Annotated in this window: 17 protein-coding genes; 11 read left to right on the plus strand and 6 right to left on the minus strand. The window is 33.3% G+C overall.

Going from position 1 to position 21,368, the window contains the following annotated elements; translation table 11 throughout:
• The first annotated feature begins 110 nt into the window (after positions 1-110).
• Entirely contained in the window at positions 111-449 is a 339-nt protein-coding gene (locus tag QL232_RS02695) for a hypothetical protein (RefSeq protein ID WP_281612964.1), read from the plus strand.
• Between the two features lie 24 nt (positions 450-473).
• On the plus strand, positions 474-824 hold the full coding sequence (locus QL232_RS02700) for a hypothetical protein (protein WP_281612965.1): 351 nt from the start codon (positions 474-476) through the stop codon (positions 822-824).
• Positions 825-925: 101 nt separating this feature from the next.
• Here QL232_RS02700 and QL232_RS02705 read toward each other — a convergent pair whose 3' ends face one another.
• Positions 926-1,453, minus strand: coding sequence for a hypothetical protein (locus QL232_RS02705; protein WP_281612966.1), 528 nt, complete (start codon positions 1,451-1,453; stop codon positions 926-928).
• A 392-nt stretch (positions 1,454-1,845) separates the two neighbouring features.
• On the opposite strand from QL232_RS02705, the gene QL232_RS02710 reads away from it, so the two are divergent.
• The 3 genes from QL232_RS02710 to QL232_RS02720 all read left to right on the plus strand — a co-directional run bounded on the left by QL232_RS02710 (position 1,846) and on the right by QL232_RS02720 (position 3,948).
• Positions 1,846-2,220: a hypothetical protein gene (locus QL232_RS02710; RefSeq protein ID WP_281612967.1), complete on the plus strand. Its 375-nt coding sequence runs from the start codon at positions 1,846-1,848 to the stop codon at positions 2,218-2,220.
• Between the two features lie 197 nt (positions 2,221-2,417).
• Positions 2,418-2,603, plus strand: a complete 186-nt coding sequence (locus tag QL232_RS02715) for a hypothetical protein (RefSeq protein WP_281612968.1) — start codon at positions 2,418-2,420, stop codon at positions 2,601-2,603.
• Between the two features lie 715 nt (positions 2,604-3,318).
• Positions 3,319-3,948 (plus strand): hypothetical protein, encoded by a 630-nt coding sequence (locus tag QL232_RS02720; RefSeq protein WP_281612969.1) that lies wholly within the window; start codon positions 3,319-3,321, stop codon positions 3,946-3,948.
• A gap of 156 nt (positions 3,949-4,104) precedes the next feature.
• Here the strand turns inward: QL232_RS02720 and QL232_RS02725 are convergent, their stop codons facing one another.
• From QL232_RS02725 to QL232_RS02740, 4 genes are all read right to left on the minus strand, one after another.
• On the minus strand, positions 4,105-5,169 hold the full coding sequence (locus QL232_RS02725; RefSeq protein WP_281612970.1) for an NAD(P)/FAD-dependent oxidoreductase: 1,065 nt from the start codon (positions 5,167-5,169) through the stop codon (positions 4,105-4,107).
• Between the two features lie 163 nt (positions 5,170-5,332).
• Complete coding sequence (locus QL232_RS02730; RefSeq protein ID WP_168882455.1) at positions 5,333-5,509, minus strand: hypothetical protein; 177 nt, start codon at positions 5,507-5,509, stop codon at positions 5,333-5,335.
• A gap of 125 nt (positions 5,510-5,634) precedes the next feature.
• Entirely contained in the window at positions 5,635-6,090 is a 456-nt protein-coding gene (locus tag QL232_RS02735; RefSeq protein ID WP_281612971.1) for a hypothetical protein, read from the minus strand.
• Between the two features lie 229 nt (positions 6,091-6,319).
• On the minus strand, positions 6,320-7,015 hold the full coding sequence (locus tag QL232_RS02740) for a hypothetical protein (RefSeq protein ID WP_281612972.1): 696 nt from the start codon (positions 7,013-7,015) through the stop codon (positions 6,320-6,322).
• Between the two features lie 721 nt (positions 7,016-7,736).
• Here QL232_RS02740 and QL232_RS02745 point away from each other — a divergent pair.
• The 4 genes from QL232_RS02745 to QL232_RS02760 all read left to right on the plus strand — a co-directional run bounded on the left by QL232_RS02745 (position 7,737) and on the right by QL232_RS02760 (position 13,585).
• Entirely contained in the window at positions 7,737-8,426 is a 690-nt protein-coding gene (locus QL232_RS02745) for a hypothetical protein (RefSeq protein ID WP_281612973.1), read from the plus strand.
• Positions 8,427-8,532: 106 nt separating this feature from the next.
• Positions 8,533-9,204 carry a carbohydrate binding domain-containing protein gene (locus QL232_RS02750; protein ID WP_281612974.1) on the plus strand — a complete coding sequence of 224 codons (672 nt, stop codon included), beginning with the start codon at positions 8,533-8,535 and terminating at the stop codon, positions 9,202-9,204.
• 242 nt (positions 9,205-9,446) lie between these two features.
• A complete protein-coding gene (locus tag QL232_RS02755; protein ID WP_281612975.1) occupies positions 9,447-11,357 on the plus strand; it encodes a sulfatase-like hydrolase/transferase in 1,911 nt (636 codons plus the stop codon).
• A gap of 284 nt (positions 11,358-11,641) precedes the next feature.
• Positions 11,642-13,585: a LamG-like jellyroll fold domain-containing protein gene (locus QL232_RS02760; protein ID WP_281612976.1), complete on the plus strand. Its 1,944-nt coding sequence runs from the start codon at positions 11,642-11,644 to the stop codon at positions 13,583-13,585.
• Positions 13,586-13,709: 124 nt separating this feature from the next.
• Here QL232_RS02760 and QL232_RS02765 read toward each other — a convergent pair whose 3' ends face one another.
• Positions 13,710-15,287, minus strand: coding sequence for a sulfatase-like hydrolase/transferase (locus tag QL232_RS02765; protein WP_281612977.1), 1,578 nt, complete (start codon positions 15,285-15,287; stop codon positions 13,710-13,712).
• Positions 15,288-16,115: 828 nt separating this feature from the next.
• Between QL232_RS02765 and QL232_RS02770 the strand changes: the two genes are divergently transcribed.
• Positions 16,116-19,931, plus strand: coding sequence for an ATP-binding protein (locus tag QL232_RS02770; protein WP_281612978.1), 3,816 nt, complete (start codon positions 16,116-16,118; stop codon positions 19,929-19,931).
• A gap of 180 nt (positions 19,932-20,111) precedes the next feature.
• On the plus strand, positions 20,112-21,341 hold the full coding sequence (locus tag QL232_RS02775) for a hypothetical protein (protein ID WP_168882467.1): 1,230 nt from the start codon (positions 20,112-20,114) through the stop codon (positions 21,339-21,341).
• Positions 21,342-21,368: the final 27 nt, after the last annotated feature.

The raw sequence follows: 21,368 nt of genomic DNA on the forward strand, positions 1-21,368 counted from the left end.
TATTTTTGATAATCGATGAACTAAGAAATCTGATATATAAAATCTGAACTTCGATATACTGATTACAAAAAAATACAATCTTAAGAATACCATAAAGCAAACAAAAAAGGATGAAAGAATATTTAAAAATTACTGGTCAAGAAGGATTGATCTACTTCAAAGAATTAAGAATCTCTGATATCATGATCACACCGACTTCAGCGGGGCAATTTCGCTTTGATTTAGATATAAAAACGTATGATGGACAATACCCAGAAGCTGAAATAACAGAATTTGAAAAGGAAATGGGTTTAGAAATCAATACTAATATTTCATATGTATGGCTAACAATAGAAAATAAACCTTTAGCAAAGGAAGAGGTATCATCGATTAGAAATTTTGATTTCGAAATTAAGAACGGAGGAGACGAAGATAGTGGGGAAGGTTTAGCTTTTGCCTATTTTGGGTAGGGAATCGAACTCTATAATAACAAGGTGAAGATTAGAGAGATCGAGAATGAACTTTGGCTTAACTGGACGGCCACTTCAGATGATGTTAATTTCTATGATGAAAGGGCAAAACCTACACAATATGAATTTAATGTAAGAGTTAACTTGCTTGAACTTACTAAAGAAGAAGACATCTCCACCAGATGGAAGAAGTTAACAAACAAAGGTGAGGTTTATTTTAAAGTCCTAAGAGATATGAGGAACGGACGATTATTTAATAACGATAAACGTATCTACGCTCCACTAGGAAGAGAAAGGACCTATTATGATGCGATTACGGCATGGAAGGAAGTACCGAGACTAATGTCTGAAAATGATTTTGAATTCAAGTTTTAGGAAGCGCATTCAATGAGCTTTATGCAAATCCACAGTCGGTGATATTTGAAGTAAATAGAATGTCAGTATTTGTATAGTTAATACTATTAACTCATGAAAAATTAATCACTAATGGCATCAATAATAAATTGATATTGAGCATCGTATAATTCAGTTAGCATTGGGAAGTTGTCATAATCTAAATAGAATTTCTCTTTTTTACCAGTCTCATTATGAGTATATATAAGTTCTAACCTTCTCAAGACTTTCCCCGAATTATAATTAATTATCTTATTGTTAAAAGTGAAGTTTTCGATAGGTAAAACTCTTAGTGTATTTCTATACTTTTTAAAAGGGGGTATTGTCTTATATAAGTACATATAGATTTTACCGTCTGCAATTTTAAACTTTGTGATTTTGTGATTATCAAATTTCACATCAGATATCAATGCTAATATGAATACGATTGACATTGTAGATAAAAATACCCTCCAAAATAAGGCATAATAAATATTTAATCCTGATACTATATAAAACCAGAAAGTTATTGGGACAACCATACCAAATGTGACTGCAATAGATATGTATCTATTGGTTCTTTGATCGTCAATATATTTCAAAAATAATGATCTTGGCATTTTAACTTCCATACTAGGTTTTCTTTTTTGATAGCAAATTGAGTTCTGTACTATCAAATATATTTTGAGAGTAAGATCAGGTCAAGTATTGCGATTTTTGATGTAAATAGAGTGTCTATATATGTATAGTTAATACTATTATCTCATGACAAATCAATCTTTAATCACAAATAGCATCACCTGAATCAGTTAGCATTTGGAAATTGTCATAGTCTAAATAAAATTCTCATACTGGTTGTAGTGTTAGGTGCAAGCGTCATTTCAAACTATAAAATGGATGAAATACGAATCTTTTAAATAAATATGCATATTATTTGTGTGTTGTAATAAGTTCCAGACTTATACATTAGTTAGTTCTTAGTGACGACTTTCGTCTTAACACTAAGAACTGCAAAAGAGAAGTAATGAAAAAAACACAAACTTTTATATTACTGACACTACTATTATTTGGATTAGTGTCAGTAATAAAAACTGAAATAATGATGAGTAATTCTTCAATTAGATATTCAATTGGTAGTATTGAAAAGGTAAATTTACCTCATATTAAATATTCTTATTCATATCAAAATAAAATATTCTCAAGAGTTGTAAGGAAATATAAGAATGATATCCAATTAAATGATAAGTTTCTTATCAAAATCTATGTAGATGACCCTTCTGTATCAGATATATATTTAGGTGAAAAGATAAGTCAAGATAAAATAATTAATATACCATCTGAAGGCTGGAAAGAGATCCCCTCTTTTTTTTCAAAGAAAAAAAATCTTGACTTTATCTAAAACCCTCACTGTTTCTAATGTTAAGCGGAAGCGTCATTACAAACTATAATATTGTTTGAGTTTCCGAACTTAAAACAACAAAACTCTATTTCAAGTACAACTGACGATTTTAATATAAATACATACTATATTGGAATAGATATTGGTAAAATGTTGGACTCCTAAAAAATTTGAATCACCTATTAATCTAAATTATAATGAAGGCAAAACAGAGTAAATTTGATATTGTTCTTGTTGTAATAATTATTGTTTTGGCAATAAGTTTCACCTTTATTATCAGTCCTTATTTAGATAGAGAAAAAGAGCGAAGCTACAACCAAATACAATTCAAAGAAGATACATTTTTATTAATAAATTCTATAATAAAAAATGATAGAGGTTGACTTATATTTAAAAATAAATCAGATTTATATTTGATATATTTAAATAAAAATAATAGACCTTTAGTTAATGCTGGAGATTCTTTATATCATTGTGCTAATTCAGATTCCCTATATTTAGTTACAAAGAATGGAATTTTATCTAATGAAATTATTTATTATGATCCAACTTCATGGTTACATGAATTATTGGGAGATACGTTAGATATTGAGGGTAGATATGGTAAAAAGCCATGGAGACAATAATAATCCCCAACTGGTCGTAATGTTAGGCGCAAGCTTCCACTGTTCGTAATGTTAGGAGTTAACGTCATTTCAAACTATAAAAAAACTCCACTGTTCGTAATGTTAAGCGCAAGCGTCATTACGAACTACTATATTGTATAAGTTTTCAACTTATAACTAATACAAACTCAGCACTCCCTTATTGGCCTGATAAGTTTCATTCGTTATCGTTTTTACTATCACCTGTTAAACATCTTCTCGAATAATATCCACTTTTGCATTGAAAGTAACTTGCCCAGTTATTAGATTACTTTTTAGAGTAAGAATTCAACTTTTCTAGCCCTTCAATTCTGTAGGACATTTAACTGTACTTCCTATTCATAAACAATATTTCCCACCAGTGTTTCAGAATGTAAATTAACGACACACAATTGTACACTTGACGTTTGCTTAACTATAACATTTAATCATTCAATCTGAACACTATATTATTATGAAAAATTTATTTATCTCAATCGCTTTTACTACTGTTACAATGTTAGCTTTTACTAGCTGTAACCACGATAACGAACCACAACCCATTCATCGCACAACTCATATTCATCAACCTGTTCAAACTCATAAACATGTAGATGTTGATTCAGTTGTCACTAATGAACATAAAGACAAAATCGTTAAAACTCGCAGAGTAATAGATGAGGCAGAAACAGTTAATTACACAACAATTAACAGCAACAAAAATAAAAATGGTTTTGTCGAAGGCGTGGGTGCTGGTATGCATCAAGACATGACAATCAAAGACAAAAACAGTAATGAAGTTACACCAATCACTGATAGTGATGTTTTGCTTGACCAAGAAGGTGTTGGTGAAGGATTACATGAAGAGGTAAACTATAATGTTACGTATGCTGATCGTGTTAACGAGGTCATGTTTAAAGCATTGATCCTAGACAAAGCACAAATAGCTAATGTGTTTTACACAACAATAGAACATGGCAAGGTCAATATCACAATTAATTATTCAGATGGTACTACTGAGCAAGAAAATGATGTGAAACATTATGAGTATGCTGGTTATACTGACTTTGAAGTTAAAGGGGAATTCTATCGCGTAAACAACTAAAACTAAATATTTAAGTAAGCGACACATTCTTTTAGGGTGTGTCGCTTTATTCATTATTTATCAACGACATTTAATCATGAAATTTATTCCTTCACTTTCGCTATGTTAAGCACTTGTACCATTACTAACTAGTATTTCGAGTAAGTTCCTAACTTATCATTTTGAATCAACTAACTTCTCAAAGCAGTTTTTTGCCGCGATAATTGCACCTTCCATATAGCCTGAATATATAGGGCTTACCTCCGTTCCCCCAAAGAATAGTTTACGGTTCATATACTGATGTTGAAGTAGTAGATGCCCATTATTCTGATGAGGATATTCAAGGGCTGGATTTCCATCGAGAATAAATTCGTCTGTCCAGATTTTGTCTTCGTAGAGTAAAGGTTGAGTTGCTTTCTGACCTAAAATTTCTTCCAATTGTTGTAATACAAATTTTTTCCTTTCTTCTTGAGTATAAGCCTTGGCTCCGGGATTTAAAAAACCAGTAAACCCAAACTTTGTCTTGTCGATATTAGTATGATCATACATCTCAGCAATAATTCCAGAATTACTGTAGAACATACCCGAAAAGCCATTCTCTCTCCAGAAAGGACGTTCATATTCTATCACATATTTAATTGATCCACCCATCCATGTTTGAACAGTAGGAAAGAGGGCTGTCAATTCTTGAGGGAGACTTGGAGAAAAAGAAATCTGTGATCCCACCAATTGAGGAGGCAAACACAACACTACTTTATTGGCCTGATAAGTTTCATTCGTTACTGTTTCTACTATCAATTTATGCCCATCTTCTCGAATAGCATTCACTTTTGCATTGAGGATAACTTGCTCAGGTTTTAGTTTACTTTTTAGAGTGTGAATTAAATTTTCCGATCCCCCTTCAATTCTATAAGAAGATGCTTCATTTTGTGGTACAAAAAACTCTTGGATTGGGGAATATTGATTGGGTTGAAACAAGGATTTACCTTCTGAAAATTGTTGGAATTTCTGAATACCTAATGCTTTCAATGTAGATATTATATGGGTATGCACTCCTTGTAACCATGTGGCTCCCAGTTCAAGAGGTGTATTATTTTTTCCTTGAAGTGTCTGCATCCTGCCTCCAATTCTTGGAGAAGCTTCTAAAATGGTAGCTTTAATATTTTTTTCTAATAGTAAACTAGCTAACATTAACCCACTTAAACCACCGCCAACAATAATAATTTCTTCGTCTTGTTTCATTTATCTTTAAAAGCGTATTTCTTCCCAGTTATTCTACATTATGTGATGACGAATCTACATAGAATGTTGATCATCTTTATCTAAACTATTAAAAATTTGTATTGTTTTTCATAACTGTTGAAATAAAAAAAGCACCCCTAAATGGGATGCTCTATATTTTGAATTATAATATCTCAGATAACTTTTCTTTCGTTGCTTTTTTAAGTTCGTCTACTTTCTGTTCAGCAACGTACTCCCCAACTTTTAAACCTCCTTTGGCTAACGTTTTATCAGAGATACCTACCGAATTAGCTGCTTTTCTTACTGTTTTTGCAATCTTTACTTTTGTCTTTAATTTCATATTTCCTAAAAATTATTTGTTTGATGAGTAAACGATGTATCACTATAACATTGTTGCTCTATCTAACAATCGTTATACATTTATATAGGGAGATATGAACGGACTTTTTCAAAGCTTTATCTTCACTAAACTTCCTCCTTTATGACTTCCTGAGTTTTTTCTTTTAATGATTTAAGATTAAAAATATATCCTATGATCATTAAACCGATACCCAAGAATGCTAAAGCTGTTGGTGGTTTCCCTTCAGAGTTAAAACGAACAATAAGGTTTGCATATATTGAAGTAAAACTGATAAATAGTCCCATAAATAACAATAATGGTGGGATCCATGCAGATTTTGTCGATGAAAATTTATATTGAAGAACACCTATACCAACTGCTACTGTAATAAAGCCTCCGGCTACAGCTCGCATCAGTGCTAAGATAAGTGTCTGAAAATTCTTACTCACCTGATTCCACTCAAGCATTAAAGCTTCACTATGATAAGGCATAAAACTATTTTTGAAGAGGTAGATTACACCCATCACTAGAAGTATGAAGGCTGCTATATACGTTGTGATATTACCAATTTTTGAATTCATAAAAAGTAGTTGATTCTTAATCTGTTAATTTTAGTATTGAAATAAATTTTACTCTTCAAAAATCAAGCGAACATTATCAATACCCTATGAAAAGTAGAAATGTGTACCCCAAATAGTGCTATTAGTAAGAAAAAGGGCATTTGATATAAATTCAATAGTTGTTGTCAGAAGTGCATTATTTATAAAAGTTGATGACGAGGTTAACTTATTAAGAATTGAGATGTAGTCACTATTCGTAACAACCATAAGATCTATTGAGCAAAGTGTATTCTCCCTTCCAATTAAATAGTACAGTTTTAGTCGCTGACCATCCAGTTATGCCTCTGTTTATACCGCCCAATTCTCTTTCCCCTATTTTCAATCTTGACCATCGTTCTTTCTTAGTTGGTTTTTGATAGACACGATCTCCAATCGCGTATCCTAAACAATCTCTAATTCTGTTCTTATCATTTTCTGACCTGTTTTTTCTCTTTAAATGAGAGGTATAATCTTCATAATAATAGAGTATTATATCACCATAAAAATCTTCAATTGTTGGAGTGATATCATTACGTCTTTTATAAATATCTTCTATTTGAGCAGAAATATACCATTTTTCTCCACCTAAGGTGTCGGGATAAATACTTATCTCTATGATTCCTTTATTGTTTACAAATAAATCATTTTGAACAAATTCATTGATTGTCTTCCTTATCAACTTCCGTTTAATAGTATCATCTTGAGCTAATGTTACTTCATCACAATGTTTTAAAATTTCACTATTATTTGGTGATTCTATACATGAAAAACCTATCATAGTAAGAAGGAAATAAATATAGCCATATTCAACTTTCATTTTCTTCTGCATAATATTTAGATACTTTATTCTCAGAAAACTTTTCTCAATCGTATTCTCATCTTCTTCAATACTGTTATAAGTATTCACTTTTTTAGGTTTTAAAAGACATATCTTTTATTAATTGTAGGATGATTGTCATTTTGTAGTTTATAAAAGTGAAGTAAGCACTACTTATTATCCTTTTCTTCGGGCTTATTCTATTTATGCATAGAACTAAAAGTCTAAATAAACATACCACCTCAAAACTATTGTTCAACCTTAACTTTTTGTGATGACCAACTTCGGGTATTGTGATTGGTCTTATATAAACGTTCCATCTTATTTTTTCAGTAGAGTCGGAGGTTATCAGTGGTTATGGTTTTTGTTCCCCCTTTGCTAAAATCTGTTCTGATCATATTTTGAACCTAAAGAATTGTGGATACTATCGAAGTTGGACAGGTAAACTATTGTTGTTTAACCCTATTGAACTACCTAATTTTTAATCAATAAGAAGAGGTAAAAGTAGAGTTTTCGTTCGTCTTTGATATAAATAGTGGAAGCTAAAAAATGGCTTATTTAGTATAGGGTGCGAATGTAACGGTTTTACAGTGTTTCGTGGTCTGATAACAAACGCTGTAACTGACCATATCGCATCGGTTAATTATTATTACAAAGGTTTAAAGTCAGTTCAAAAAGGGTTGAATAACTAACCCAATGACCAGTTGTCGATATTCTAGGGTGAAATCTTTTTATACATTTGAAGTGCCAGCATTTTTTAAATAATATAGTTATCAAGGGGCTTTCCATAAAGCTCAAAAATTAATTTACAATGAAAAGAAGTTTTATAGTTCTAGTTCTTATCCTGATTTTTGCAGGTCCAGATTTCGCCCAAAATTCAAAGATTCTTGACAAAAAAATCAAAGAGATTCATCAAAGAATTGATGATTACCAAGGTTTCCTCACGCTCTCTAAAGAAGAGGTAGATACTATTTACGACCTTTATTTAAATCGATACTTAAAGAAGGATAGTATTCACCGAGCAGTTCTCAATGATGAATCGTTGAGTAAGTATGAGAAGATAAAAATGAAGAAAAGAGTCGATAAAGAAACAGATCTGAAATTGATGAACTTGCTTTCATTTGAAGAATATATTCAAATCAAATGTCATCATCAGACAATAATTCGTTTAGGTCAGATTCAGTTTATTAACCCTTTAAACGAAAACGATTATCAACGTATACTTGTTGCAATGAGGGAGATGCGTTATCATAATATTTTGGTAGCAAAAGAGTTTGGAAAATCGTCGCCTATTGCAAAAGAAAAAATGATGGAAAATCGCTCGAAATGTGCAGCGATAGAAAAAGAAATATTTACAGAAGACATGTATACTCATCTAAAAAAGCTTAACCTACTTACAATTGTAGATTGGGGAAAAGATACTCATTTATCGGATGCAGATGAGATGTCGAGTATATTGGATGGATATAATATTCTAGAACCTGTGGGAACTTATAGATAAGTGAGGTGTTTAGAAGATATCCAACCTTTATGAATAGGAATTAAACCTTATTTTTATACATCTATCTCTATATTTGATGTATCAATAACATAACAGTCAAAGTGAAATGAAAACTCTATTTACATTAGTAGTTACCTTATTTTTTAGTGCTGCATTGATGGCTCAGGATTGGAAATATATTCCAATTAAAGGGACGACAAATGCAGGATTTGAGAAACAATCTGGACCCGTTAAACCAATTTCAACTTTACCAGGAAAAGGAAAAAAAGGCGTTGAAGGTTGGTACCTTCCTTTTACAGGTTCTTTAGTAAAAGAATCTATCGTAGTAACAAACAAAGAAGCTTACAATGGGGATTATTCTTTACAAATAAAGACCAACCCTAATGCAAGTGTATTGTATAAAGGGTTATTAAAGCACAATCCTATTAAGATAAAAAGCCCAGGAAGATATAAAATTTCATTTTGGGTGAAGGCATCAGATACCAATGCAAAAATCAAAATCGGTTCAATGATCTCTAAAGATGCTTTAGAGCAAACACTGAAAATGAACAAGCAAGGTAAGCCATTTAATTTGGGTGATACCAAACCAAAAGTGGTAGATCTTACCTTAAGTAAAGATTGGAAACAGATTTCTCGTCAGGTTGTGGTTACTAAGAAAGATATTGAAGCAGGTTATGAGTATATCATTCCTACTTTATTAATGGGAGGTACTCCAAATGTCACTTTCTACATCGATGAATTTAGATTAGAATATGTAATGAAGAGCACTTCGAAATAGATTCTTCTTTTCGTTAGCTATCAAATAAAGAGTGTCGCCTATATTGAAAATGTCTCATAGAATAATTAATTCTGTGAGACATTTTTATTTTCTTTTTAATCTAAGAGAAAGGTGACTGAAATTTAAGCAGTAAGACCTGATATTGAAGTGATTGTAACGGATAGTCAACCTGTATTTCAAAAGAGAAAACTAACTTTTAAGTGTGTGACATTATTATAACTTTTTATCTAACAATTAATGAAATGAAATATTTAAACATTCGATCAATGATATACTTCAGTATCTTATTGATGGCAATCCCTGCGTTCAGTGCTAAAGCACAAGACAGACCGAACGTCTTATTCTTAACTTCCGATGATTTGAATTTTGATTCGGTAGGGGCCTATGGTTCAAAGGTAAAAAACACTACACCTAACATTGATAAACTATCGGCACAAGGTATGATGTTTGAAAATGCCTATGTTCAGGTTGCCAGTTGCTGCCCCTCTAGGAATGTATTCCATACAGGCCATTATTCTCACAATAGTGGAGTGGAAGGATTTTTTAGCGTTGACTTTCCTCAAGCCACACTTCCAGAGGCATTAAGAGAAAATGGATATTTTACAGGAATTATTCAGAAAGTATTAGACTCTAGTCCTACAAACAATAAAGCTAAATACTGGGATTACGTAGCAAGTTTTACAAACCCAGAATCTAGAACAGCGAATAAGTATAAAACAGCTTTTGAGGAATTATTAGTAGAAGCAAAAGCATCCAACAAGCCATTTTATGCATCTGTAAATGTTCAAGATCCACATCTACCGTTTTATAGAGGTGAAGATACCAAAGAAGGGTTTGACCAAAACCCTCCTTCTTTGTTATATGATGAAGACGAGATTCCCATTCATCCAGTATTGCCACAATCTGATAATTTCAAAGAAGAAATGACAGATTACTATAATACCGTAAGAAGAGGAGACGATTGTATCGGTGATATTCTTCAAGTGTTAGAAGATGCAGGATTGATGTCGACAACATTAATCGTTTATATCTCTGACCATGGTATGTCTTTTCCGTTTGTAAAATCGAATCTTTACCCTCAAAGTGTGAAGACGCCATGGGTTGTTGTTTGGCCGGGAGAAATTTCGGGAGGTCAAATAGATACGTCACATATGATTTCTGCTATTGATATGATGCCGACCATTCTTGAAGTTACAAATACTGAGGCGCCAGGCCCTTTAGCTGGTCGATCATTGTTGGGTATCTTAAAAGGAGATATAGAAGAAGACAGAGAATATGTTTTTGTGGAACAAAACGAAGGCCCTACAGCAGAACCTCGACCGATGAGGGCAGTACACTCCAAAGAGTTTGTCTATATTTTTAATGCCTGGGGTACCGGTGATTATGAGGCGATTATGGAGTGCCGTTGGTATAGATCTTATGCAACTTTTTCTGCCTTATCTAAAGAGGATGAGCAGATTAAAGAGAGGTTCGATTTTCTTAATTATCGTACGGTTGAGGAATTATATGATACAAAAAATGACCCCTATTCATTGAATAATCTGATCAATGATCCTGAGTATGCAGAAGTATTGGAAGATCTAAGAACGAGATTGGAGAATTGGATGAGAACAACCAATGATTTTGCTTTAGAGGGATATTTAGTGAAAGATGATAAGGAAAAATTGAAAGAGTTTATGGAGCAAAGGATCGCGATTTCACAAGAAAGAGCCACACGATTAGAATGGAAAAGAGCGATTAAAAATGACAATAGACCGGAAGGTAAATTAACAGAACTTGGGGAGTCTAATATTGTTATCCCACCTACACCTGAAGTACCTGAAGAAGAAGAGAAAGAAGTAGAAAACGAAGAGGAAGAAGAGAAAAATACAGATGCTGAGGAAGAAGTAACTACACCCATAACGAGTATTGAAGGGAATAGGGAAACCACTTTCTTTTATCCTAACCCTGTAAAAAATGGGGAGCTAATTAAGCTAGCAACAGAAGACATAGTAGCAGTGAAAATCTATGATCAAGCTGGACGGTTAGTTTTTGCAAAAGATAACGTTGTCCAATCATTTGTATTCGATAGCTTAATAAAAGGATTGTACTTTATTCATATTATTAAAGCAGGTGAGAAGGTATATGTTGGAGAGATAATTGTCAATGACTAGATAATAGATTTACATCTGACACTAATGAAAAGGCACTTTTATTTTCTAAATAGAAGTGCTTTTTTTAGGATTGATATTTCCTTAGTAGAAGGTGATTCGAATATTTTGAAGTGCTAAGTAGGTAAGTTGTACAATATAATATTCATAGTAGTCCCGCTTAAAATTACAATCGCCTAAACTACTATGACCACAAATAAACGAATCATTATCTATGATACTTATTGTAGGTTTTATGCTACTGAAGTAGTGTGATATTCTTCATATTTGGAATAAAAGAAATTGAAATGAAGAGAAATACACTAACACTGATTTTTACTGCTTTACTATTAAGCATAAATACATTTGCACAGGAGACCACTCCAAAATGGAGATTTATTAATATTCCAGATTACCATAATGCTGAAGGGTTCACAAGAATTTGGAATAAGAGTAAAGATCCTGCTTTTAAAAATGCAAGAGAAGAGCGTATTGCATCACAAATGACTTCTTTTAGAGAGATGAAAAATGCTCATGGGGGAGAGTTGGTTATTCTTCCGGGAGATACCAACGGAGGACATTGGTACAAAGCTAAATACCTAAATGCTTTTAAATCATACCCAGCATATGCCGATTATTCGGAAAAGGATGTAATTATTGAGTCTTCTCTTTTATGTTATCAAGGACTGAAAGATATCGTATATGGAGTGGGTTACCAAGAATTTCTAGTGGCTGTAGGTGATCATGAACTGGGAGATAATCCTTGGAGAAAAAATTCAAAAGTGGTCAAAAATTTACCTCATTTCAGAGAAGGCTTTGCTAGAGTTTTTACTTTAGATGAGAAAGGAAATTCTCGTTTCACTAAAAAAATTGGTAAGGCGGACGCCAGACCGATTGGAACTAAATATGAACACACTTCTAATGCGATCCAATACAAAAATATCTTATTTGTAACCATTGATATGTTTAGATTCGATGGTGCGGATATCAATTTAGGAGATGAAGGAACAGTGGAGGGAGATATTACAGGAGAACATCTAAAGTGGTTCGAAGCTGTACTTAGTGAAGCCCAAAAAGAGAAGAGTATTAAGCACATTATCGTACAATCTCATTTACCGATTATTTATCCAGTAAGAAAGTATGCGAGTAGTGGTATGTTGGTGTCAAGACATGCCGAAGAGAAGGTTTTAAATCTCTTACGAAAGTATCATGTTGATCTGTATTTAGCAGGAGAAGTGCATATGAATACAGTCACAAAAGACGATAAGTCTGATCTTATCCAATTTGTAGGAAGAGGTAATGATTTAAGTAATTTAACCACTGTAGACGTAGAAGATAACAAGTTAAGCTTAGTCGCTTATCATAAAAATGGAGATCAGCTAGGAACATTGACGATTGATAAATCAAATGCAAATACAACAGTTGCCTCATCAGGTTTACTTGCTCCTATCTCACCTCAAAAAATACAAATCCATTGGAGTTTTGATAAAAAGATTCCTGCGGATAAATTTAAATTTAGTGTTACTGGCAATTATCCAAATCAAGCAAAGGATAAAGTGCATTTCAAAGGCATTACTTCACCTGTTGCCTACCTAAATGACGGTGATTTTGAGTATGATTATTCATTGCTAGGAGCTCCTTCTAAAATAGAAAAAGGCATCATTGATAATGCGATTAGAATTGATGAAAATTCAAAGCTATTTGTGTTGCCAATTGGCCCTATAGCAAAAGGGTACGAGCGAACTATTTCTTTATGGTTAAAAACAAATGCAGACGGCAGAAGAATTATTTTCAATAGTAATTCCTATTGGGGAAAAGGGCAGTTCTACAATATTTCTATCAACGACGGACAACTAGAACTCGCTCTTAAGTCAGATATTTATACGGTAACCACCAATCAAAAAATTAATGATGGAAAATGGCATCATGTAGCGGTAGTAGTACCTCAATATGGGGCAACACTCAATGATAATTTGCTGTATGTGGATGGTAAATTAATTTCGGAAAGAAATACCCAAGGAGGAAATAGTAAGGTGAATACCAGCCAAGCCAATTGGATGTCTATTGCTACTCAAATGAAGAAGCATAAATCAAACCTAAGAGAAACTATGAACATGCAAAATTTCAAAGGACTTTTGGATGATGTTTCGATGTGGACTAGAGCCCTAAACCATGAAGAGATCCAGCAGATATATCAATCAGGTTTGGAAGGTGTTAGTGCACTAGAACTTGATAAAAAACTCGCGCAATAAGACTTTCAGTACATGTTTTAGTTCTTTAGCTTTACTTATGCTGAATACTAAAAAAGAGTTGGGGTTATTATCAAAAGTGATAATAACCCCAACTCTTTTTTATGACTACCAATTGATAGTTGGATTACGTTCTGTACATGAAATTTACTTTCTTTCCTTTCCATCCCGTTTCATCTAACCAATTTTGTAGTGCGTTCTCTAAATCAAGAATTTGATTGATGTATTTTCTATCATCGATGATGTTTTTAGATTCCCCCGGATCGTTCTTTAGATCATAGAAAAAACTATCACCATCAGGGTAAATAACTAATTTGTATTGTTCGTCACGTACCATAAATGAACCTTTGGCATCTGCCAGTACTTCTCGTCCGCCTTTTGGATGTGCCTTAATTCTTTCACAGAATGAATATTTAGGAGCCAATGATTTATCCTTTTCACCTGTTAGGAACGGAATAATATTCACCCCTGCTACTTCTTCTTTATAGTCTGTATCTGTAATAGACAATATTGTTGGCTTAATGTCTACTAAACTAACGGGAATATCTGTAACACCAGGTTTTAAAAGTTTTGGATAACGGATCATAAATGGAATGGCCGCGATATCATCATAAAACGATTCATTTACTTTCCATACCATACCATGTTCACCCATCATATCACCATGGTCGGCAGTAAAGATGATCAAAGTTTCATCAAGAATACCTTGTTCTTCCAACTCACCCAAGATTCTGCCTACCCTGTCATCTAGATATTTTACAGCACCATAGTAGATTCTTAAAAACTCTCTAAGCCCTTCATCACCGTAACCTTTTACCATTCTTCTAGACCAAGATTTGTCGAACTTTGTTTCTGGCACTTGAGTTAATGGCATTTGCAATGAATCAGGATTGAAAAGACCATAGTATGGATCAGGTACAAAATTGGGATCATGTGGCCAGATAAAAGAGGTAGTAATGAAAAATGGAGCATCTACAGAAGAAGCATTTTCGATAGAGGCCACTGTTTTATTAGCTAAGATATCATCAATCCAATCTTCTTGTTTCAATCTTAAACGACCCATTTTAATAACGAAGTCCTTGTGTTTAACATCTTCCCAAACATTTTCAAGGTGACTTCTTTTATTAGCCATAGAAGGACTTACCTCCACAGGCCAGAATTGATTGTAGAAATTCATCCAATCTTGCCCATCATCTTTACGAACAGTAATTTGTCTATCAGCCATTTCTTGTTTGTACTGATAGGCATAATCATATTGATCTTTATAGTATGGTAAATAGTTTAGGGAATCGCTTTCTACATGCCATTTACCATATTGGTGCGTAGCATAACCCTCGCTATTTAATAATTTACCTGTTGTTTCATCTGTAATATCGATACCATCTTTTTGTTTCGAACCCAAGTTGTGGACTACACCATGTTGATGCGGATAAAGTCCCGTAACAATGGAAGCTCTAGAAGGTGAACAAAATGGGGTTGCACTATACGCTCTATTAAACTTAACTCCTTCGTTGGCAATTCTGTCGATATTGGGAGTGGGTACAGGGCCTCCATAGCAACTAAGAGCCTTGTAGTTCAATTGGTCACACATAATAACCAATACATTGGGTTGTTTCTTTACCTTTTTATTTAAAGTGGGCTTACAACCTATGCTTAATATAAGTAGGAAAAGACCTACATATACATTGTTAATTTTATAATTCATACATTCCTAATTAAAAAGATTACGAAAAGGTGTGTTTTAGCGACATCATAAAATTACAATTCAGCTACATCAATATAATCCAATTTTAAGTCAAAATAGTTTTATAACCAACCATTCAAAATTAGTCGATTTTTTTGACTATCCTATTTAGTATTTAGAGCTTGAAAATACCCTTTCGCTTATTTTTCTTTATCACTAGCCTTATGAGTATACCATGATTTTCTGACTAATGATATCTAGGTTAGAAGTTGGTTGCTTTGTTAATATAATAAGTGATACACAAAAACTACTATCGATGTTATTATTAGGTATGATTTGAATTTTCTTGGTGTAACATTCCGAGTTCTAGATAAAGAGTAAACGATTATTTTAGGGTGATGATATTATAGGTGGTACTAGCCAAAGTTCCCTCCATGAACATTCACTTCTTGGATAAGATGGAGAGCGATGATGTGATGAAAAGTAAGTGTTACAGTAAAGAGTAGGACTAAAATCCTTTATTGAAGTAATACAAATAATTGGGGACTTAAAAAGCATCGTTTAAATTATAGGAGCGAAAGGTTTTGATATAGTCCATCAAAGGTTCAATATTAGGTCAAAAGTTTGAAATCAGATCACAAAACCGCATTTTTACTACTGTCATGAATGATTGAAATGAAATACGATAGTGATCAGTAATTCTACTATATAAGAATGAACATTGCGCAAGATGAGATTTATTTTACTCTTTATTATCATTCATTTAATAGTATAATTATATTCGTTAAACAGATCAGCATGAAAAAGAGATTCATACCATTATCTATTTAACGGCAATTTTTTACCAGAATGAAAACATACTTACTATACTTAAAAACTACGATACTAATACTTTTATTTTCTGTGTCTATTCAAGCAGAAGATATCGTTCATTTAGAAACAGAAAAAGGTTTGGTCAACGGTACTGTAACAAGTATGGTTGAAGATTCTTTAGGTTACATGTGGGTAGGCACAAAATCTGGCCTATATAGGTATTCTGGAGAAAGATATTTATCCTATCAAATCTCGGAAAAAGAAACCAATCAATTTATCACCGCTTTGATAAAAAAGGATGGCGATATTTACGCCATTAGTAGAAAGGGAGTAATTAGTAAGTACGACTATATTCATGATTCGTTTGAACTTATTGCAAAGGCTGAAAAGTATACTTTTACTAGTGCAAAATTTGTCAATGATAACGAAATCCTTTTAGGTTTAAGGAATGGAGTAACCATCTATAATATGGAGTCGAAGACTTTTGCTAAAAAGGTGTCGCCATCTAAATTATTATTGTGTAGAGATATTATCAAATACAACGGTAAAATTTATGTAGGTGGAGCGAAAGGTCTGTTTGAACTGGTGAAAGGAATTGATAACAAGTACTCTATCAAAGAGGAGTTGGTAAAAGATATCGATATCCTCACATTTAATATCGACTCCAAAGGTAGATTTTGGATTACCACCAATAGTTCAGAACTATTCTTATATGATTATGGTAAGTTGACACCGTTGAAGTTGAATGGTTTTAAAAATGGTAAGAGTACAATAAGAGAGATCTTTTTTGATAACAACGATAATGCTTTACTTGGTGTAGATGGAGACGGTTTATTTGTGGTAGATCAGCATTTTAATGTGATTGCTCATTATAACCATAACCCAGATGATCCATCTTCTTTACGACAAAATGACCTTGAAACAATATATGTAGATAAGAACAATGTTTATTGGTTAGGTCACAAAGAAATGGGTGTAGATATCTTATTCACAGAAGACAACCCATTTACTAATTACCAACATATTCTAAACTTAAAAAATAGCCTTTCAGATAATTTTATCCGATCGATCTTAAGAGACGATAATGGAAATATTTGGTTTGGTACAGAGTCGGGTATTGATGTATTGTCGCCTAACGGACAATGGCAAAAACTAAACACATTAATCAATACTCCTGTACTTACTTTAAACAAGTACAAAGGAGAAATTTTAGTGGGAACATATGGTAAAGGTTCTTTCTTGGTCGATCCGAAAACTTACAAGGCGAGAAAAGCATTCGAAGCTCCAGAAAGAGAAAATATTTTTGTTTTTACCACTCAAATCATTGGAGATGATGTTTGGGTAGGTGGAAATAACGCTCCTTTATCACTATTCACCAATGATAAATACCAAAGGAACTATAAAATAGGCTATGTGAAAAGCATTGTAGCAAGGTCAGAAAACCTATACATTGTGGCTAGTTTGGATGGTGCACACCTGTTAAACAAAACGACGGGTGAGATAAAGAAATTAGAAGGAAAGTCTAGTGCTATCAAAACAGCCAATGCTTTTGCTTTGTTAATCGACAATGAAAGAGAGAAAGTATGGATTGGTGGGGGTGAAGGCTTACAAAGCTACAATTTTAAAACTGATAAGCTCATAACACACTTTACAAACGGTGATGTTGGTATCATTTACGGTTTGAACTTTGATCAAAATGGGAACCTTTGGTTAAGTAGTAGCCAAGGTTTGTACAAATACAATATGACGGACAATCATCTAAGAAGGTTTGGTAAAAAAGATGGTGTAGAGATCAGTAATTTTGGATTTGGTGCAAGTCTTAAACTTCAAGATGGTTCCTTAATGTTTGGTGGTGCAGAAGGTGCGATTAAGTTCAACCCAAGTAACATCAAAAAGAATTATCAGAAGAAGAATGTTATCGTTGATGAATTTAAAATCAACGGTCAACAGGTAGATTACCGTTTTGTCGATAACCTTAATTTTAATCATGAGCTAACATTAAATCATGATCAAAATACGGTGATGTTCAGTATCATTGTTCCTGATTTATACGGGAAGAACCAAAACATTATTAAGTATCAGTTAGAAGGATATGATGATAAACCGATTATTCTTATTAATGGCGGACAGATATCCTACACAAAATTACCTGCAGGAGATTATAAATTAGTGGTAGATGTCATCAACTCTGATGGTGTGGTATCCGATAATGTATATGAATTAAATTTAGACATTAAAGACCCATGGTGGTTGTCTCCAATTGCTTTTTTAATGTATATGATCATAACATTGGGGATTTTCTTCTTGATTATGCAAGTGCAGAAAGCAAAACATCAACAGAACTTCTCGGATGAGAAAATTAAGTTCTTTGTGAATGTTGCACATGATATCCGAACTCCCGTTTCTTTAATTCAATTGTCTGCAGACCAACTGGCTAAAGGAGAGAATGGTGAAAATGCAATCAGTTTAATTCGAAGAAATACAAAGCATCTAAATGAATACGTAACTCAATTATTGGATTTCCAAAAAGCGGAAAGAAACCAGCTGGAGTTGAAAGTGCAGGAGATTGATTTGAAATCGCTTATGGAAGAAGTACTTCTTGATTTTAAACCAATGATTGAGAATAAGGAATTAACGTTCAACTTTTCTATGGCATCCATCAATGTTTGGTTTGATAAAGAAAAGATGGTTCGAGTTTTCAATAACTTAATTTCCAATGCCATCAAATACTCTCACCAAGGAGGCACAGTGAAGATCAATATTGAAGAAGAGAAAGGTAAAGTATTGATCAACTTTATCGATAATGGTATCGGTATTCCTGAGAATCAACAGAAAAAGATATTTACCCGTTTTGTTAGAGCAAACAACGCTGCAGAATCCAACATTGCCGGTAGCGGTATTGGTCTTTTATTAGCGAAGAAAATTGTTGAACTGCATAGAGGAACGCTCGAATTTGAGAGTAAGGTAGATTTAGGTACGAAGTTTACTATTTCATTAAGTCTTGGAAAAGGGCACTTTATGGAGGAAGAAATCCTTAAAGTGATTGTAGAGGAAGAGGAACATTTACCTACTTTAAATATCAATGAAGAGAAAACAATCTTGGTAGTAGAAGATAATGACGATATCAGAAAAACACTGGTAGAAGAATTATCGAAAGACTATAAGATATTAGAAGCTCCAAACGGCAAAGAAGCCTTGGTAATTGCGTTAGAGAAAAGGCCTGATTTGGTTATCACTGATGTAATGATGCCATTAATGAGTGGTAAAGAACTTTGCCATATCCTTAAGAATAATTACAAAACGAGCCATATACCTGTGGTGATGTTAACGGCTTTAAGTAGAGTAGAAGACAAGATAGAAGGTCTGGAATTGGGTGCAGATGCTTATGTTGAAAAGCCATTTAGAATGGAAATGTTGAGAATAACTATCAACAACCTTCTAAAATCTAGACATTTGATCAAGAAATTGATGACTGACCAAGAGGAAGAAGAAACGGAACCGGTATCAGCAGAGCAAGATTTCTTATCGAAAGTGGTAGAGGAAATCAAGTCTAATGTAACGAACAAAGAATTCAATATTGTGACCCTTTGTGAAAACTTAGGATATAGTCGATCAAACTTATTTAGAAAGTTGAAAAAACATTCGGGTATGTCGCCATCTGATTTGATCATAAAGATTAGAATTAACCATGCTATCGAATTGTTCAAGACAAGAAAAGATCTAAGAGTAGCTGATGTTGCCTATGAATCAGGGTTCAATGATCCGAAGTACTTCAGTACTACCTTCAAGAAACACATCGGTAAGACGCCAAAAGAGTATATCGAATCAATAAGAGAAGAGATAATTTTCTAATTGTAAGAAGTAGGTAGTTTTTATCTACTTCTTATTCGAATCCTTCCAAAAACTAGGCGTAAAGGCCTGTAGGTTGAATATTCAACTCTCTTGGATAGATAACAAACCTCATTTTACCATCAAATTTAGACATTAGCGTTAGACAAATAAACTCAGATGTTAGTTTTAAGATTTAATGAAATGAAGGAATTAAAAAAATTATGGATATCGATGTTTGTGTTTTTTCCATTCTTAGTAATGGCACAAACAAGCACTGTAAAGGTTGAGGTACCCACTCCAGAACCATTGGAGAATTATAACTTTGTTTTAGGTACTCAAGGCATTGGAGGAAAGTATAAATTTACGAAAGACTCTTACTTGGTAGAACAAGCAAAGCAAATCAGAGGGTTAGGTTCTAATATCCTAAAGATCTCTGTAAGTAAACAATACCATAAAATCTACCCGGACCAATTTAAGGATCCTAACATTAAGACAACACTAGATCTAGTTAAAATCAAGCAAGATTTTAGAGAAGTGTTGGACATGGATTTTAAGTATATTTTTATGTGGGTACATACCCTGACTAACGCAAAATGGAATGACGGCATAACTGAAACCGAAAAGAAAGCATTTTACAATGAGATGTATGACTACACTACTTACTTACTAAAGCGTTACAACAAATCGGGTAAGACTTTCCTAATTGGAAACTGGGAAGGCGATTGGTTACTACATGGTATGGGTAACAAAAAGCTAGTTCCTTCTGAAACGAAAATTGCTGGGATGACAGAATGGTTCCAAATCCGCCAGCAAGCAATTGATGATGCTAAGCGAGATACGAAGCATAAGAATGTCGAAGTATACCATTACATCGAGGTGAATTTGGCACTAAAAGGTATGAAAGGAGAGAAGTGTATCTCAGAATCTATTCTGCCCAATGTAGATGTTGACTTTGTTTCTTACTCAAGCTATGAGATCAGTAAGAGAAGCCAAGGTTACGAAAACGTATACAAAGATGTAGCTCCGGTTATGGACTATATAGAATCTAAGCTTCAACCTAAAGAAGGTTTACCTTTTTCTAGAAGAGTTTGGATTGGTGAGTATGGCTTTAAAGTGGTAAAAGGTAATTTTGAAGAGCAAGCTGGACGTTCTAAAGATGTGATGTTAGCTTCTATTCAGATGAAACTACCTTTCTGCTTGCACTGGGAAATGTATAACAATGAATATGAAAAGAATGGAGAATCTAAGGACATGTCGCTAATCTCTGCCGAAGGTGAGAAAAAGCCGATTTACTTTATCCATAATGATTACTTCATTCAAATGAATAACTACCTGAAGGCTTACAAAAAAGCGAATAAAAAATACCCTACAAACGATGAGTTCTATACAAAAGCCTTTGATGTGCTTAAGACGATAGAGTTCAATAACTAATGATTGCTATAAATAACTAATGATTTG

Source organism: Flammeovirga sp. SubArs3 (genome assembly GCF_947387565.1).
Classification (GTDB): Bacteria; Bacteroidota; Bacteroidia; order Cytophagales; family Flammeovirgaceae; genus Flammeovirga; species Flammeovirga agarivorans.